Origin of the sequence: Cupriavidus sp. WGlv3 (assembly GCF_023952475.1) — a bacterium.
In the GTDB taxonomy this organism is placed as follows: domain Bacteria; phylum Pseudomonadota; class Gammaproteobacteria; order Burkholderiales; family Burkholderiaceae; genus Cupriavidus; species Cupriavidus phytorum.
The window spans coordinates 51,394-65,377 of sequence record NZ_JALHRX010000008.1 but is presented as its reverse complement, the minus strand read 5'-3'; the positions used below and the strand labels follow the sequence as shown (position 1 = coordinate 65,377).

Below are 13,984 nucleotides of genomic sequence, written 5' to 3'. Positions count from 1 at the left end.
TCGCGATCGCTCCCCTCTCCCGCAAGGGAGAGGGGAGAAAACCAGAAGCGGTTGATGACGCTCGCGCCTCAGTTGAACCGCACGTACTCGAAATCCACCGGCTGCCGGTTGATACCCATCACCGGCGGCGCGATCCAGTTGGCGAACTTGCCGGGCTCGACCACGCGGCCCATCAGGCTGGCGACGAAGGCGCGGTCGCCGTCGGTGGGCAGCCACTGGTCGCGGAAATCGCGCCATTCCGCGTCGGAGACCACGCGGCCGTCGGGCGATACCTTGACCCCGGCGAGCGCGCCGATGTTGCGGTGGAACGCTTTGTGCGGCACCTTCAGGCGGAACGGGATGCCGGCCTTCTCGATCACCTTGTTCCAGCGCTCCACGCCGCCCATGCTGTCCTTGATGTAGTCGTCGCGCAGCACTTCGTTGAGCGCGTTGAGCATCGGCACTTCCTTCTCGGTCAGCTGACCGTTGTGCGCCTGCAGAATGCGGTAGGTCTGGCCCTTCAGCACGTGGTCGTCCATGCGCTTGCCTTCTTCGTAGCGGCCCTTCAGGCCGGTGCTGTAGAAGGTGGCGGCGTTGCTGGACTCGTCGGCACCGAACAGGTCGATGGTCACGCTGTAGTGGAAATTCAGGTAGCGCTGCAGCGTCGGCAGGTCGATCACGCCGGCGGCGCGCAGCTTTGCAGGATCGTCGGTCTTCAGTTCGTTCATCACCTGGCAGGTGCGCTGGATCACGCGCGATACGCCGCTCTCGCCGACGAACATGTGGTGCGCTTCCTCGGTCAGCATGAACTTGGTGGTCCGTGCCAGCGGGTCGAACGCGCTTTCGGCCAGCGCGCACAGCTGGAACTTGCCGTCGCGGTCGGTGAAGTAGGTAAACATGAAGAACGACAGCCAGTCGGGCGTCTGCTCGTTGAACGCCTGCAGGATGCGCGGGTTGTCCTGCTGGCCGCTGCGGCGCTCGAGCAGCGCCTCGCCTTCTTCGCGGCCGTCGCGACCGAAGTACTTGTGCAGCAGGTAGACCATGGCCCACAGGTGGCGGCCCTCTTCCACGTTCACCTGGAACAGGTTGCGCAGGTCATACATGCTGGGCGCGGTCAGGCCAAGGTGGCGCTGCTGCTCGACCGACGCCGGCTCGGTGTCGCCCTGCGTCACGATGATGCGGCGCAGGTTGGCGCGGTACTCGCCCGGCACGTCCTGCCACGCGTCCTCGCCCTTGTGGTCGCCGAAGTGGATCTTGCGGTTGGCCTCGGCCGGGTTCAGGAAGATGCCCCAGCGGTAGTCCGGCATCTTGACGTGGCCGAAGTGGGCCCAGCCCTGCGGATCGACGCTGATCGCGGTGCGCAGGTAGATATCGTGCTGGTGCGAACCCTCCGGGCCCATGTCGTTCCACCAGCTCAGGTAGTTGGGCTGCCATTGCTCGAGCGCGCGCTGCAAGGTGCGGTCTTCGCTGAGGTTGACGTTGTTGGGGATCTTGTCGCTGTAGTTGATGCCGGACATGGTGTCTCCTTCGGGACGATTCGGTTGTCGTTCGGGTGCGGTGCGGATCAGACGCGGTTCCAGTCGAAGGCGGCCTTGTCGCCCTTGCCGTAGACCTTGAGCGCGCCCTTGTCGCCGACCGCGTTGGGGCGCTGGAAGATCCAGTTCTGCCACGCGGTCAGGCGACCGAAGATGCGCGTGAACATGTTTTCCTGACCGTTGAAGCGCAGGTTGGCTTCCATGCCGGTGAGCGCGTCGGGCGACATCGCCACGCGCTCTTCCAGCGCGATGCGGACTTCGTCGGTCCAGTCGATATCGTCCGGGTTGGCGGTGACCAGCCCCAGCGCATAGGCGGCGTCGGCATCGAGCGGCTGGCCGGCGCGGGCGCGCACCGCATCCAGCGCGGGCTGCTCGTCGTAGAAGCGGCGGCCCAGGCGGCTCTGGCCGGTGGCCATCGGGTACAGGCCGAAGTTGACGTCGGCCACGGTAATCTTCGGCGCGCGCGCCTCGTCGTCGGGCAGCGCCAGGTGGTAGCTGCGGTCGCACGCCAGCGCCAGTTCCAGGAAGGTGCCGGCAAAGCACGAGTCCGGCTCGATCAACGCGAACAGGCTGCGCGACGACACGTCCAGCCGGCTCAGCGTGCGGCGCAGCAGGCCGATGGTCTCGCGCACCAGCCAGTGATCCTGGTGCGCCAGCAGGGTGGCGTCGTTGGCCAGCACCGCGGCGGCGTCGCCGCTGGTCTTGATCAGCCAGGTGCCGATGTCGAGCTCGTTGGTGCGCATCGACAGGATCGCGTCTTCCAGCTCGCGCGCCAGTTGCAGCGGGTACCAGCCGGCGCCGGCCTGCACGATGTCGTCGATGCTCTGCGGCTGCGCGCCCGTCGGCGCCTTCACCGTGAAGGTGGCGGTGCGCCCCGCCCGGTCGATTTCGACCGTGACGTGCGCATAGCGGAGCGCATCCGCTTCGATCACGCGCTCGATCGGCGCGAGCGACACGCCTTGCGCCTCGGCCGGGCGGTCGCTCTGAGCGGCCAAGGCCAGCGCGCGTTCCCGCACCTTCTGCGCAAACACCGCGGGCTTGGCGATATCGTCGACCAGGCGCCAGTCCTTGGCGCGCTGGCCGCGCACGCCTTCGGTGGTGGTGCAGAAGATATCGGCGAGGTCATGGCGCACATGGCGCTTGTCGGTCACGCGGGTCAGGCCGCCGGTGCCCGGCAGCACGCCCAGCAGCGGCACTTCCGGCAGGCTCACCGCGGAAGAGCGGTCGTCCACCAGCAGGATCTCGTCGCAGGCCAGCGCGAGTTCATAGCCGCCGCCGGCGCAGGCGCCGTTGACCGCGGCCAGGAACTTCAGGCCGCTGTGCGCCGAGGAATCCTCGATGCCGTTGCGGGTCTCGTTGGTGAACTTGCAGAAATTGACCTTCCACGCATGGCTGCTGACGCCGAGCATGAAGATATTGGCGCCGGAGCAGAACACCTTGTCCTTGCCGCTGGTGAGGACCACGGTGCGCACTTCCGGATGCTCGAAGCGGATGCGGTTGAGCGCGTCGTTCAGCTCGATGTCGACGCCGAGGTCGTAGCTGTTGAGCTTGAGCTTGTAGCCAGGGCGCAGGCCGGCGTTCTCGTCGATATCCACTGCCAGCGTGGCGACGGGACCGTCGAAGGCCAGCTTCAGGTGCTTGTATTGGGAGGGATCGGTCTGGTAGTCGACGCGGGGGGCGGTGGTCACGGCGGGGTCTCCTCTGCGAAACTGCACTATCGTGCATCAACGGGTATCTGGCTTGAACGCACTATAGTTCATCCGTCAGATTTTCCGCAAGCACTATTGTGCAGATTTAAGAGGACGTGACCGCGGATGCCCTCCAGCTCGGCGTATTGAGGCAGCGCCGTCACACCGGCATGCGCAACGCCTCCCGCACCAGCCCGCGCAGGCCGGCAAAGGTGGCGTCGAGCGGCTGCGCGCTGGTGTCCAGCGAGAACTCCGCCTTGGAATAGAAGGCGGCGCGGCCGGCCAAGATCTGGCGCAGGTCTTCCATGGCCTCCTTGCTGGCCGCCATCGGGCGGAAGTCGCCCTGGGCCCGCACCCGCTCCATATGGTGTTCCGGCTCGGCCTGCAGCCACACCGTGGTGCAATGGGCCAGCAGCAGGTTGAAGGTGGCCGGGTCCGACACCAGGCCGCCGGGCGTGGCGATCACGGCTTCGGGGTAGATCTGGATGGCCTCTTCCACCGCCCGGCGCTCGTAGCGGCGGTAGGCATTCATGCCGTACAGCCCCTGGATCTCGGCAATGCTGCAGCCGGCGAATTTCTCGATCTCGCGGCTCAGCTCGACGAACGGGAAATCCAGGTCCTCGGCCAGCATCCCGCCCAGCGTGGTCTTGCCGGCGCCGCGCAGGCCGATCAGCGCCACGCGCGGGCTGCGCGCGGCCTGGGCCGAATTCTCGCCGCCGGTACCCAGCATCTCGCCCACGGCAATGCGCGCGCGCCGCAGCGTGGCTTCGTCGCGGTGCTCCAGCAGCTCGCGCAACAGGATCCATTCCGGCGACGAGGTGGTGACGTCGCCCAGCAGCCCGGCGAGCGAGCACTGCAGCGCCTCGGCCACATGCTGCAGCACCAGGATGGAGGCGTTGCCGCTGCCGTATTCCAGGTTGGCGAGATGACGCTCGGAGACGCCAGCCGCCTGCGCGGCGGCCTTGCGGGTCAGGCCGCGGCAGGCCCGCTGCGCGCGTACGCGCTCGCCCAGGGACACCAGGAACGGGTTTTTTTCCGGCCCGTTGGCGGCCGCGCCGTTTGAACCATGCTGCAGTTCCGCATCCGGGGTTAACCCAGATTCATGCAATATAGTGCTTGACATGATTTCCCTGCGGCTCTATTTTTCATACATGCACAATAATGCATGACGTCGGTGAAGGCAACCGGCGCATCAGACGGAGCCCCCTGCCCTATGTCCCCAACCGAATTCCGCAGCCAGATCGCGCGGCTCACCGCGCAACTGGCCGGCCGCCCGCTCGACGCGGCGCTCGATGACTGGCTCAACGCCGAGCACGGCGCCGGCAGCCCCACCTACCAGCAACTGATGGCGTCATGCCAGGCCGGCATCGCCGAGGGCTGGCTGTGCGAACGCGAAGGCGGCGGCATCCGCTACGGCCGCGTCTTCAAGCCCGCCGACGACCTGCACGGTTTTTCGGTCGACGTGGTCGACATGAACGACATCGCCGGCCCGCACCACACCCATCCCGAGGGCGAGATCGACCTGATCATGCCGCTCGACGGCGACGCGCGCTTCGACGGCCGCCCCGCCGGCTGGCTGGTGTGCCCGCCGGGCAGCGCCCATCGCCCCACCGTCAGCAGCGGCCGCGCGCTGGTGCTGTACCTGTTGCCGCAAGGCCGCATCGACTTCACGCGCTGAGATCCGCAATGACCGAACTTCTTTCCAATTACCTCGGCGGCACCTGGCAGCCTGGCACCGGTGCCGGCACCGCGCTGTTCGACCCGGTGCTCGGCAACGAACTGGCGCGCGTAGACGCCACTGGCCTGGACCTGGCGGCCGGCTTCGCCTTCGCCCGCGAGCAAGGCGGCGCCGCGCTGCGCGCGCTGAGCTACCGGCAACGCGCCGCGCTGCTGGGCGAGGTGGTCAAGGTGCTGCAGGCCAATCGCGACGCCTATTACGACATCGCCACCGCCAACAGCGGCACCGTGCGCAACGACTCCGCGGTCGACATCGACGGCGGCATCTTCACGCTGGGCACTTACGCCAGGCTGGGCGATACGCTCGGCGACCGGCATTTCCTGGCGGACGGCGAAGCGGCGCGGCTGGGCAAGGATCCGCTGTTCCAGTCGCAGCATGTGCTGGTGCCCACGCGCGGCGTGGCGCTGTTTATCAATGCCTTCAACTTCCCGGCCTGGGGCCTGTGGGAGAAGGCCGCGCCGGCGCTGCTGGCGGGCGTGCCGGTGATCGTCAAACCCGCCACCGCGACCGCCTGGCTGACCCAGCGCATGGTGCGCGATGTGGTCGAGGCCGGGGTCCTGCCGGCGGGCGCGCTGTCGGTGGTGTGCGGCAGCGCCGCGGGGCTGCTGGACGCGCTGCAGCCGTTCGACGTGGTGTCGTTCACCGGTTCGGCCGACACCGCGGCGTTGATCCGCTCGCATCCGGCCATCGCCCGTCGCTCGGTGCGCGTGAACATCGAGGCGGACAGCATCAATTCCGCCGTGCTGCTGCCGCAGGACGGCCCCGGTAGTGCCGCCTTCGACCTGCTGGCGAAGGAAGTCGTGCGCGAGATGACGGTCAAGTCCGGCCAGAAATGCACCGCGATCCGGCGCATATTCGTGCCCGAGACGCTGTACGCCCAGGCCGCCGAGGCTATCGGCGCGCGGCTGTCGAAGGTGACCGTGGGCAACCCGCGCCACGACTCGGTACGCATGGGCGCACTGGTCAGCCGCGCGCAGTTCGACGCGGTGCAGGCGGGCCTGGCCGAGCTGCGCATGCACGCGCAAGTGCTGCATGACGGCGCGCGCCAGCCGCTGGTCGATGCCGACCCGGCGCTGGCCTGCTGCATCGGCCCGACGCTGCTGGGCGTGACCGATGCCGACGCGGCCGCCGCGGTGCACGACACCGAAGTGTTCGGCCCGGTCGCCACGCTGCTGCCCTACCGGGATACGGCCCATGCCCTCGACCTGGTGCGCCGTGGCCAGGGCTCGCTGGTGGCCTCGCTCTATGGCAGCGACGCGGCAGCGCTCGGCGCCGCCGCGCTGGAGCTGGCAGACAGCCATGGCCGCGTGCATGTGATTTCGCCCGACGTGGCGCAGCTGCATACCGGCCACGGCAACGTCATGCCGCAATCGCTGCACGGCGGCCCGGGCCGCGCCGGCGGCGGCGAAGAGCTGGGCGGCCTGCGCGCCCTGCACTTCTATCACCGCCGCAGCGCCATCCAGGCCAGCACCGCGGTGCTCGGCAGCCTGGCCTGACCTTGGCCTGAGCGATCCGGCCCACCGCTTTCCCGCGCCGCCACATCCGCATGGCGGCGCGCGGCACACCGTACACCAGCAACAGGGGAGACAACCCATGAACGCCACGCCCGCAGCGCCACCGGTCCGGCCACCCGGCACCCCCTTCAACTTTGCCGCGCACCTGCTCGACTGCAATCTCGCGCGCGCCGCCAAGGTGGCTTATGTCGACGACGACGGTTCGCTCACCTATGGCGAACTCGACCAGCAGGTGCGGCGCCTGGCCGCGGCGCTGCTCGGCGCCGGCATCCGCCGCGAGGAGCGCGCGCTGCTGCTGATGCACGACTGCACCGACTGGCCGGTGTGCTTTCTCGGCGCGATGTACGCCGGCATCGTCCCCGTTGCCGTCAACACCTTGCTGACCGCCGACGACTACGCCTACATGCTGCAGCACAGCCGCGCGCAGGCGGTGCTGGTATCGGCCGCGCTGCTGCCGGTTTTGCAGGAAGCACTGGCGCGGCCCGGGCACGAGGTGCGGCAGGTGCTGGTGTCGCGTGCGCAAGCAGCATTGCCCGAGGGCATGACGGCGCTGGAATCGGCGCTGGCCGCGCACGCTCCGCTGCCGGCGCCCGCCGCCACGGGTTGCGACGATCCCGGCTTCTGGCTCTACTCGTCGGGCTCGACCGGCCAGCCCAAGGGCGTGGTGCACAGCCACGGCAACCCGTACTGGACCGCGGCGCTCTATGCCGGGCCGGTGCTCGGCCTCACCGAGCAGGATGTGTGCTTCTCCGCGGCCAAGCTGTATTTCGCCTACGGGCTGGGCAACGGGCTCAGCTTTCCGCTCAGCGTCGGCGCCACGGTGGTGCTGATGGCCGAGCGGCCCACGCCCGATGCTACCTTCCGCCGCTGGCTGCAGCACCAGCCGACGGTGTTCTTCGGCGCGCCGACCGGCTATGCCGGCCTGCTCGCGTCGCCGGCGCTGCCGGCCCGCGCCGAGGTCGCGCTGCGGCTGTGCTCGTCGGCCGGCGAAGCGCTGCCGGCCGACCTCGGGGAGCGTTTCACCGCGCATTTCGGCTGCGAGATCATCGACGGCATCGGCTCCACCGAGATGCTGCATATCTTCCTGTCCAACCGTCCCGGCCAGGTACGCTACGGCACCACCGGCTGGCCGGTGCCGGGCTACACCATCGAGTTGCGCGACGAGGACGGCCGCCCCGTGCCCGACGGCGAGATCGGCGACCTGTATATCCAGGGCCCCAGCGCCGCGATGATGTACTGGGCCAACCGCGAGAAGTCGCGCGAGACCTTCCGCGGCGGCTGGACCAAGAGCGGCGACAAGTACGTGCGCAACGCCGACGGCAGCTACAGCTACGCCGGCCGCAGCGACGACATGCTCAAGGTCAGCGGCATCTACGTGTCGCCGTTCGAGGTCGAGGCCACGCTGGTGCAACACCCCGCGGTGCTCGAAGCCGCGGTGATCGGCGTGCCCGACCAGGACGGGCTGGTCAAGACCAAGGCCTTCGTGGTGCTGAAGGCCGGCGCGCAGCTGGGCGAGGACGAACTGAAGGCCTTCGTCAAGGAGCGCCTGGCGGCCTGGAAGTATCCGCGCACGATCGCCTTTGTCGAGGCGCTGCCCAAGACCGCCACCGGCAAGATCCAGCGCTTCATGCTGCGCGAACGAGAACTGCAGGCCGCCGCAGAGCGTGCCGCCGCGGTGGCGTGAGCGGCAACGCCGCCCCTGCCGCCACCTAACCATCCGGAGACAAACCATGCGTCAGATCGATGTCCACCAGCTGGCCGACACGGCCCGCTTCAACCGCTTCCATGCGCTGATCCTGTTCTGGTGCGCGCTCATCATCATCTTCGACGGCTATGACCTGGCCGTGGCCGGCATCGCGCTGCCGTCGATCATGAAGGAGATGGGCGTGAGCGCCACCAGCGCGGGCTTCATGGTCAGCTCGGCGCTGTTCGGCATGATGTTCGGCGCGATCTTTCTAGGCACCGTGGCCGACCGCATCGGGCGCCGCCGCGCCATCGCCATCTGCATCGCGCTGTTCAGCGTGTTCACCGCGGCGGCGGGCCTGACCAGCGATCCGGTCAGCTTCAGCATCACGCGCTTCCTGGCGGGGCTGGGCATCGGCGGGGTCATGCCCAACGTGGTGGCGCAGATGACGGAATATTCGCCGCGCAAGCTGCGCGGCACGCTGGTGACGCTGATGTTCAGCGGCTATTCGGTCGGCGGCATGCTGGCCGCGCTGCTGGGCAAGGGGCTGATCGAAAGCTACGGCTGGCAGTCGGTGTTCCTCGCCGCCGGCCTGCCGGTGCTGCTGATCCCGCTGGTGCTGCGCGCGCTGCCGGAGTCGATGCCCTACCTGATCCGCACCGGCCAGACCGCCGCGCTGCAATCCGTGGTATCGCGCCTGGTGCCGTCGCATCGCGCGCAAGTCGGCGACGTCTTTACGCTGGCTGCGGACGACAAGGCCGGCAGCACGCCGATCCGCCGCCTGTTCCAGGACGGCCGCGGCGTCAGCACGGTGATGTTCTGGGTCGCGTTCTTCATGTGCCTGTTCATGGTGTACGCGCTCAGCTCGTGGCTGGCCAAGCTGATGGCGGGCGCGGGCTACAGCCTGGGCTCGGCGCTGACCTTCGTGCTGGTGCTGAACTTCGGCGCGATGCTGGGCGCCATCGGCGGCGGCTGGCTGGCCGACCGGCTGCCGATCAAGCACGTGCTGATCGGCATGTATGCGCTGGCGGCGGTGTCGATCACGCTGCTGGGCTATCCGATGCCGAGCGCCGCGCTGTTCGTGGTGGTGGGCCTGGCGGGCGCGTCCACCATCGGCACGCAGATCGTCACCTATGCCTACGCGGGCCAGTTCTACCCGATGGCGGTGCGCGGCACCGGCATCGGCTGGGCCTCGGGCGTGGGCCGCAGTGGCGCCATCCTGGCCCCGATCGTGATTGGCGTGCTGGTCGGGATGTCGCTGCCGCTGCAGCAGAACTTCATGGCGATGGCGATCCCGGCGGTAATCGCGGCGGGTGCCGTATCGATGATCAACCACCGGAGGTCGGCCTCGGCGCAGGCGGAGGTCGAGCACGCGGCAGTGGCAGCCGCGGTGAAGCAGGCTTGAGCCTGAGCAGGCGCGTCGACATCGCCACGGCCTGCCCTCTCCCCCAGCCCCTCTCCCGCAAGCGAGAGAGGGGAGCAAACCGCCAGCTTGGCGAAGGGTGTTTTTACTTCCCGCCCTTCACCGTCGTATAGGCCGTGATCAGGTTGCGGTAGTCCGGGATGTGGTTCGAGAACAGCGTGCCCAGGCCTTCGATGTCGTTGCGCCAGTCGCGGTGCAGCTCGCAGGCCACGCCGAACCACGTCATCAGCTGCGCGCCGGCCTCGGACATCCGCCGCCACGCTGAATCACGCGTGATTTCATTGAAGGTGCCCGAGGCATCGGTCACGACGAACACTTCAAAGCCCTCTTCGATCGCCGCCAGCGCCGGGAACGCCACGCATACTTCCGTGACTACGCCGGCGATCAGCAACTGCTTCTTGCCGGTGGCGCGCACGGCCGCGACGAAATCCTCGTTGTCCCAGGCATTGATCTGGCCCGGGCGCGGGATGAACGGCGCATCCGGGAACATGGCCTTCAGCTCGGGCACCAGCGGCCCGTTGGGGCCGTCCTCGAAGCTGGTGGTCAGCACCGTCGGCAGCTTGAAGTACTTGGCCAGGTCGGCCAGCGCCAGCACGTTGTTCTTGAACTTGTCGGGCTCGATGTCCCGCACCAGCGACAGCAGGCCGGCCTGGTGGTCGACCATCAGCACGGCGGCCTGGGTCTTGTCCAGGCGCTTGTAGGGCTTACTCATGGCACGCTCCTGTGGAGAAATTGCGGGCGCTGCAAGGGATCCCTTGCAGCGCCCGCGTTGAGAGGCAGTGCCTACAGGTTAGGACGTTAACGCTGGGAGTCCAGTACCTCGTGCTTCTTCTCGACTTCCTGCGCCTTCATGTAGCTTTCGATCAGCAGCTGGTAGGCCGGGAAGATCTTGGTATAGACCTCGGCCCATTGCTGCGCGTCCGGGCGGTTCCAGCTCTGCTGCAGCTCCGACGCCACCGCGGCGGTGTCCATCGGCACCACGCCGGCCTGGACGATGCGCGCCAGCGTGATCTCCTGCGCCATCTTGGAATAGGTGCCGGAAGCGTCGACCACCGCGAACACCTTGTAGCCGTCGGCGACCGCGCTGATCGACGGGAACGCCATGCACACGCTGGTGATGGTGCCGGCAATGATCAGGGTCTTCTTGCCGGTCTCGCGCACGGCGTCGACGAAGTCGGGGTTGTCCCAGGCGTTGATCTCGCCCTTGCGCGCGACGTATTTGGCATGCGGCGCGTTCTCGTGGATCTCCGGGATCAGCGGGCCGTTGGGGCCCTGCGGCACGGACGCCGTAGTGATCACCGGCAGCTTGCACAGCGTCGCCATCCTGGCCAGTGCGGCGGCGCGCAGGCGCAGCTCTGGCATCGGCATGTCGCCCACGGTCTGGAACAGGCCACTCTGGTGGTCGATCAGCAGCATTGCCGTATCGGCGGGATCGATGGCCGGACGCTTGCCGTTGAAATTGGCGGGTGTGGTCATTGGGCATTCTCCTATGCGGTTGGCAAAACCGGCGGACCGGACCATCCGGAACCGACCGTGTTGCGGAAGCATAGGACTTGGCAAATCCGCCCGGTAGACCGGAAAATCTGCCCTCAGCGTCCTACTGGCAGGACGACAGGAGCCGCCGTTGCATCCGGACCTCAATGACCTGTACTACTTCGCGCAGGTGGTCGACCACCAGGGCTTTGCCCCGGCCGGCCGCGTGCTGGGCATTCCCAAGTCCAAGCTCAGCCGGCGCGTGGCGCTGCTGGAAGAGCGCCTGGGCGTGCGCCTGATCCAGCGCTCGACGCGGCGCTTCTCGGTAACCGAACTGGGACAGACCTATTACGCCCACTGCAAGGCCATGCTGGTCGAGGCCGAGGCCGCGCAGAGCGCGATCGAGCAAAGCCGCGCCGAGCCCAGCGGGCTGGTGCGCATGACCTGCCCGGTGGCCCTGCTGCATGCGCACGTGGGCGAGATGGTGGCCGACTTCATGGCGGCCAATCCCAAGGTGATCGTGCACCTGGAGGCCACCAACCGGCGCGTCGACGTGGTGGCCGAGGGCATCGACCTGGCCGTGCGCGTGCGCGTGCCGCCGCTGGAAGACAGCGACCTGGTGATGCGGGTGCTGGCGCAGCGCGCCTGGTGCTTTGTCGCCAGCCCGGCGCTGCTGGCCAGGCACGGACCGCTGCTGGCGCCGGCGGACCTGAACGCCCTGCCCACGCTGGACCTGGGACCGCCGCGCCCGTCGCACACCTGGTCGCTGTACGGGCCCGGCGGCGCCAGCGCCGACCTGCATCACAAGCCCCGGCTGGTCACCGACGACATGATCATGCTGCGCACCGCGGCAATGGCCGGCGCGGGCGTCGTGCAACTGCCGGTGATGATGATGACCGACCAGCTGCGCGATGGCCGCCTGGTCAAGGTGCTGCCAGAATGGGCGGTCAAGGGCGGGGTGATCCACGCCGTGTATCCGTCGCGGCGCGGGCTGCTGCCGTCGGTGCGCGAGCTGATCGATTTCCTGTCGCAGCGCTTCGCGCAGATCAATGAATCCTGAGGCGGCGGCGCGCCCCCGCTACGGGCAGTGGCCGTCACGCGGGCGGCCTTGGCCCGAAAGTGGTATTATCCACGTTCCCATGTACAGACCGGATCGGCAACGCCCGCCTTCTGTGCATCTGCCGCAGACCTCTCTGCTGTAAGCACTTCAGTAGCGGCATATCAGGCGCAAACCCGGGCCGACACCCGTTGCGTCCTCGGGCCGACAGCCCATCACCCTTTTCCGACCAGCGGCTGGTCCGCTCCGCGACGAGCGCCCGTACCCTGCCCCCGGTACGCCGGCGCTTCGGCTTGCGCAGGCATGGTCCACTTCACGCCAGATGCAACGCCCGTGCTGCCGCGCGGGCCCGATGCTGGCACATCGCAACGGCTGACGGCCGCCACCGCGCCACGTGCCGCATCGGCATGCCGATGCCCGCGCTGCCGACGGCTGCGCCCTAGAACAGGTAACACATTGAATCGAGTCAACTCCATCCAGCACAGCCCTTATACCGTTTCCGTCTATCCGATCGAGCAGGAACCCGGCCTCTGGTTCGCGACCTACATGATTGCGGAATACCGCAACGGCGCCGAACACATCGTGGCCAACGTGGCCATGCGCCATGACACCCACCGCTCCGAAGCCCGCGCCAGGCAGGCAGCGCGCCGCGCCGGCGAACATGCCGCGGCGCGCCTGCGCCGGCAATAGGCCGCGCCGCAAGCCGCCTCGTCAGTCCCATCCCATCGGCCCGCCGCTATCCGGCTGGCCGCCACCACGGCACGCGCACAAGCCGCGCGGCTACAGCAAGGAGCTCCCTTGGCAAAAGAAGAACTGGTCGAATTTGGCGGCAAGGTGTCGGAAGTGCTGCCCGACAACCGCTTTCGCGTGATCCTGGAAAACGGCTTCGAAGTCTGGGCGTATTCGTCCGGGCGGCTGAAGAAGAACCGTATCCGCGTGCTGGCGGGCGACCGTGTCACGCTGGAGATGTCGCCCTATGACCTGACCAAGGGCCGCATCAATTACCGGCACAAGTCCTAGCCGGCACAAGTCCTGGCCGGCACCACTTCGCCATGGCATGCGCCGCGCCGGCGCGTGCCGTCCCGCAACGCTCTATCCCTCAATCCAGGAGAATCGATCATGTCCGTCATCGAAGAATGGGAAGCCCTGCACTTGACGCCAGAAGGCTGGCAGCCGGGCAGCTACCGGCACGCGCCCTGGCAAGCCGTGGAAATCGCACCGCCCGCGGCGGGCGTGCTGACCGTCAGGCGCCACGTGACGGCCACCTATTGCGGTCCGTCACGCGCGGTGGAAAACCGTACTCCGGAGATCACGGACATGGCGCTGATCGAAGCGCTGCTGGAGCGCCACGGGGATCCCGTGTTCCGGATCTGACGCCACGCGGCGTTCCGCGCAGCCGCCTACCGTTGCCGCTGGCGCGCTGACACGTCAGCCAAGCACGCGCACATGCGGCCGGGCCGTCCTGAGCCCGGCGCCGACCGTGCGCAACTCGCCGTCCCACGGGGCGGCGGCCAGGTCCAGCACATAGTCGCCCTCGCGCGCCTTGTCGTGCAGCTGGTCGCGCACCACCTGGCCGATGGCCAGGCGGCACAGCGCCTCGCCATTGGTGGCAAGCTGGCCGCGCAATGCGGCCGGGTCGGTCAGCACGCCGAACGAACGCCTCCCCACGCCGACGAAGCTGGTGAACAGCACGCCGGTGGGACGCTCGGCATCGATAAAGCAGATGGCCACGTGATAGGTGGTGCCTTTGCCCTCGCCGGGCAACGTGCACAGAAAACCGGATGATCCCGTACGTATGTCCATGAACGGACTCCTTGCAGTCTGACGGATGGCGCCGCGCGCCTCCGGTTGCGCAACGGGCCGGATCGACCGGCACGCTGCAAACACCGGCGC

The 13,984-nt window shown here is 68.1% G+C and carries 14 protein-coding genes; 8 read left to right on the top strand and 6 right to left on the bottom strand.

What is annotated here, in order from left to right; genetic code table 11:
* Nucleotides 1-68 precede the first annotated feature (68 nt).
* The 3 genes from boxB to MKD38_RS15255 form a co-directional block, all read right to left on the bottom strand.
* Nucleotides 69-1,496 (bottom strand): benzoyl-CoA 2,3-epoxidase subunit BoxB, encoded by a 1,428-nt coding sequence (gene boxB, locus MKD38_RS15265; protein ID WP_252677988.1) that lies wholly within the window; start codon nucleotides 1,494-1,496, stop codon nucleotides 69-71.
* A 47-nt stretch (nucleotides 1,497-1,543) separates the two neighbouring features.
* Nucleotides 1,544-3,202, bottom strand: coding sequence for a 2,3-epoxybenzoyl-CoA dihydrolase (gene boxC, locus MKD38_RS15260; protein ID WP_252677987.1), 1,659 nt, complete (start codon nucleotides 3,200-3,202; stop codon nucleotides 1,544-1,546).
* 160 nt (nucleotides 3,203-3,362) lie between these two features.
* A complete protein-coding gene (locus tag MKD38_RS15255; RefSeq protein ID WP_252677986.1) occupies nucleotides 3,363-4,325 on the bottom strand; it encodes a helix-turn-helix transcriptional regulator in 963 nt (320 codons plus the stop codon).
* A gap of 90 nt (nucleotides 4,326-4,415) precedes the next feature.
* Here MKD38_RS15255 and MKD38_RS15250 point away from each other — a divergent pair, with 90 nt between their 5' ends.
* From MKD38_RS15250 to MKD38_RS15235, 4 genes are all read left to right on the top strand, one after another.
* Nucleotides 4,416-4,880: a DUF4863 family protein gene (locus tag MKD38_RS15250; protein WP_252677984.1), complete on the top strand. Its 465-nt coding sequence runs from the start codon at nucleotides 4,416-4,418 to the stop codon at nucleotides 4,878-4,880.
* 8 nt (nucleotides 4,881-4,888) lie between these two features.
* A complete protein-coding gene (locus tag MKD38_RS15245; protein WP_252677982.1) occupies nucleotides 4,889-6,436 on the top strand; it encodes a 3,4-dehydroadipyl-CoA semialdehyde dehydrogenase in 1,548 nt (515 codons plus the stop codon).
* A gap of 97 nt (nucleotides 6,437-6,533) precedes the next feature.
* Nucleotides 6,534-8,138 carry a benzoate-CoA ligase family protein gene (locus MKD38_RS15240; protein ID WP_252677980.1) on the top strand — a complete coding sequence of 535 codons (1,605 nt, stop codon included), beginning with the start codon at nucleotides 6,534-6,536 and terminating at the stop codon, nucleotides 8,136-8,138.
* Nucleotides 8,139-8,184: 46 nt separating this feature from the next.
* Nucleotides 8,185-9,543: an MFS transporter gene (locus tag MKD38_RS15235; protein ID WP_252677978.1), complete on the top strand. Its 1,359-nt coding sequence runs from the start codon at nucleotides 8,185-8,187 to the stop codon at nucleotides 9,541-9,543.
* Nucleotides 9,544-9,646: 103 nt separating this feature from the next.
* On the opposite strand, the gene ycaC is transcribed toward MKD38_RS15235, so the two are convergent.
* Nucleotides 9,647-10,273, bottom strand: coding sequence for an isochorismate family cysteine hydrolase YcaC (gene ycaC, locus MKD38_RS15230; RefSeq protein WP_252677976.1), 627 nt, complete (start codon nucleotides 10,271-10,273; stop codon nucleotides 9,647-9,649).
* An 86-nt stretch (nucleotides 10,274-10,359) separates the two neighbouring features.
* A complete protein-coding gene (locus MKD38_RS15225; protein WP_252677973.1) occupies nucleotides 10,360-11,037 on the bottom strand; it encodes an isochorismatase family protein in 678 nt (225 codons plus the stop codon).
* Between the two features lie 148 nt (nucleotides 11,038-11,185).
* On the opposite strand from MKD38_RS15225, the gene MKD38_RS15220 reads away from it, so the two are divergent.
* The 4 genes from MKD38_RS15220 to MKD38_RS15205 all read left to right on the top strand — a co-directional run bounded on the left by MKD38_RS15220 (nucleotide 11,186) and on the right by MKD38_RS15205 (nucleotide 13,465).
* Complete coding sequence (locus MKD38_RS15220; RefSeq protein WP_252677971.1) at nucleotides 11,186-12,094, top strand: LysR family transcriptional regulator; 909 nt, start codon at nucleotides 11,186-11,188, stop codon at nucleotides 12,092-12,094.
* Between the two features lie 453 nt (nucleotides 12,095-12,547).
* Nucleotides 12,548-12,781, top strand: a complete 234-nt coding sequence (locus tag MKD38_RS15215; RefSeq protein ID WP_252677969.1) for an isochorismatase — start codon at nucleotides 12,548-12,550, stop codon at nucleotides 12,779-12,781.
* A 108-nt stretch (nucleotides 12,782-12,889) separates the two neighbouring features.
* On the top strand, nucleotides 12,890-13,111 hold the full coding sequence (gene infA / locus MKD38_RS15210) for a translation initiation factor IF-1 (protein ID WP_008646230.1): 222 nt from the start codon (nucleotides 12,890-12,892) through the stop codon (nucleotides 13,109-13,111).
* Nucleotides 13,112-13,210: 99 nt separating this feature from the next.
* Nucleotides 13,211-13,465, top strand: a complete 255-nt coding sequence (locus MKD38_RS15205; protein ID WP_252677967.1) for a translation initiation factor 1 — start codon at nucleotides 13,211-13,213, stop codon at nucleotides 13,463-13,465.
* 54 nt (nucleotides 13,466-13,519) lie between these two features.
* Here MKD38_RS15205 and MKD38_RS15200 read toward each other — a convergent pair whose 3' ends face one another.
* On the bottom strand, nucleotides 13,520-13,894 hold the full coding sequence (locus MKD38_RS15200) for a hypothetical protein (protein WP_018008445.1): 375 nt from the start codon (nucleotides 13,892-13,894) through the stop codon (nucleotides 13,520-13,522).
* Nucleotides 13,895-13,984 lie beyond the last annotated feature (90 nt).

What these genes read in the sequence shown, in the direction of transcription:
- MKD38_RS15225 (WP_252677973.1), bottom strand. Translation starts at nt 11,037, where the DNA reads ATGACCACACCCGCCAATTTCAACGGCAAGCGTCCGGCCATCGATCCC.
- ycaC (WP_252677976.1), bottom strand. Translation starts at nt 10,273, where the DNA reads ATGAGTAAGCCCTACAAGCGCCTGGACAAGACCCAGGCCGCCGTGCTG.
- MKD38_RS15250 (WP_252677984.1), top strand. Translation starts at nt 4,416, where the DNA reads ATGTCCCCAACCGAATTCCGCAGCCAGATCGCGCGGCTCACCGCGCAA.
- MKD38_RS15235 (WP_252677978.1), top strand. Translation starts at nt 8,185, where the DNA reads ATGCGTCAGATCGATGTCCACCAGCTGGCCGACACGGCCCGCTTCAAC.
- MKD38_RS15200 (WP_018008445.1), bottom strand. Translation starts at nt 13,894, where the DNA reads ATGGACATACGTACGGGATCATCCGGTTTTCTGTGCACGTTGCCCGGC.
- MKD38_RS15205 (WP_252677967.1), top strand. Translation starts at nt 13,211, where the DNA reads ATGTCCGTCATCGAAGAATGGGAAGCCCTGCACTTGACGCCAGAAGGC.
- MKD38_RS15240 (WP_252677980.1), top strand. Translation starts at nt 6,534, where the DNA reads ATGAACGCCACGCCCGCAGCGCCACCGGTCCGGCCACCCGGCACCCCC.
- MKD38_RS15255 (WP_252677986.1), bottom strand. Translation starts at nt 4,325, where the DNA reads ATGTCAAGCACTATATTGCATGAATCTGGGTTAACCCCGGATGCGGAA.
- boxB (WP_252677988.1), bottom strand. Translation starts at nt 1,496, where the DNA reads ATGTCCGGCATCAACTACAGCGACAAGATCCCCAACAACGTCAACCTC.
- MKD38_RS15245 (WP_252677982.1), top strand. Translation starts at nt 4,889, where the DNA reads ATGACCGAACTTCTTTCCAATTACCTCGGCGGCACCTGGCAGCCTGGC.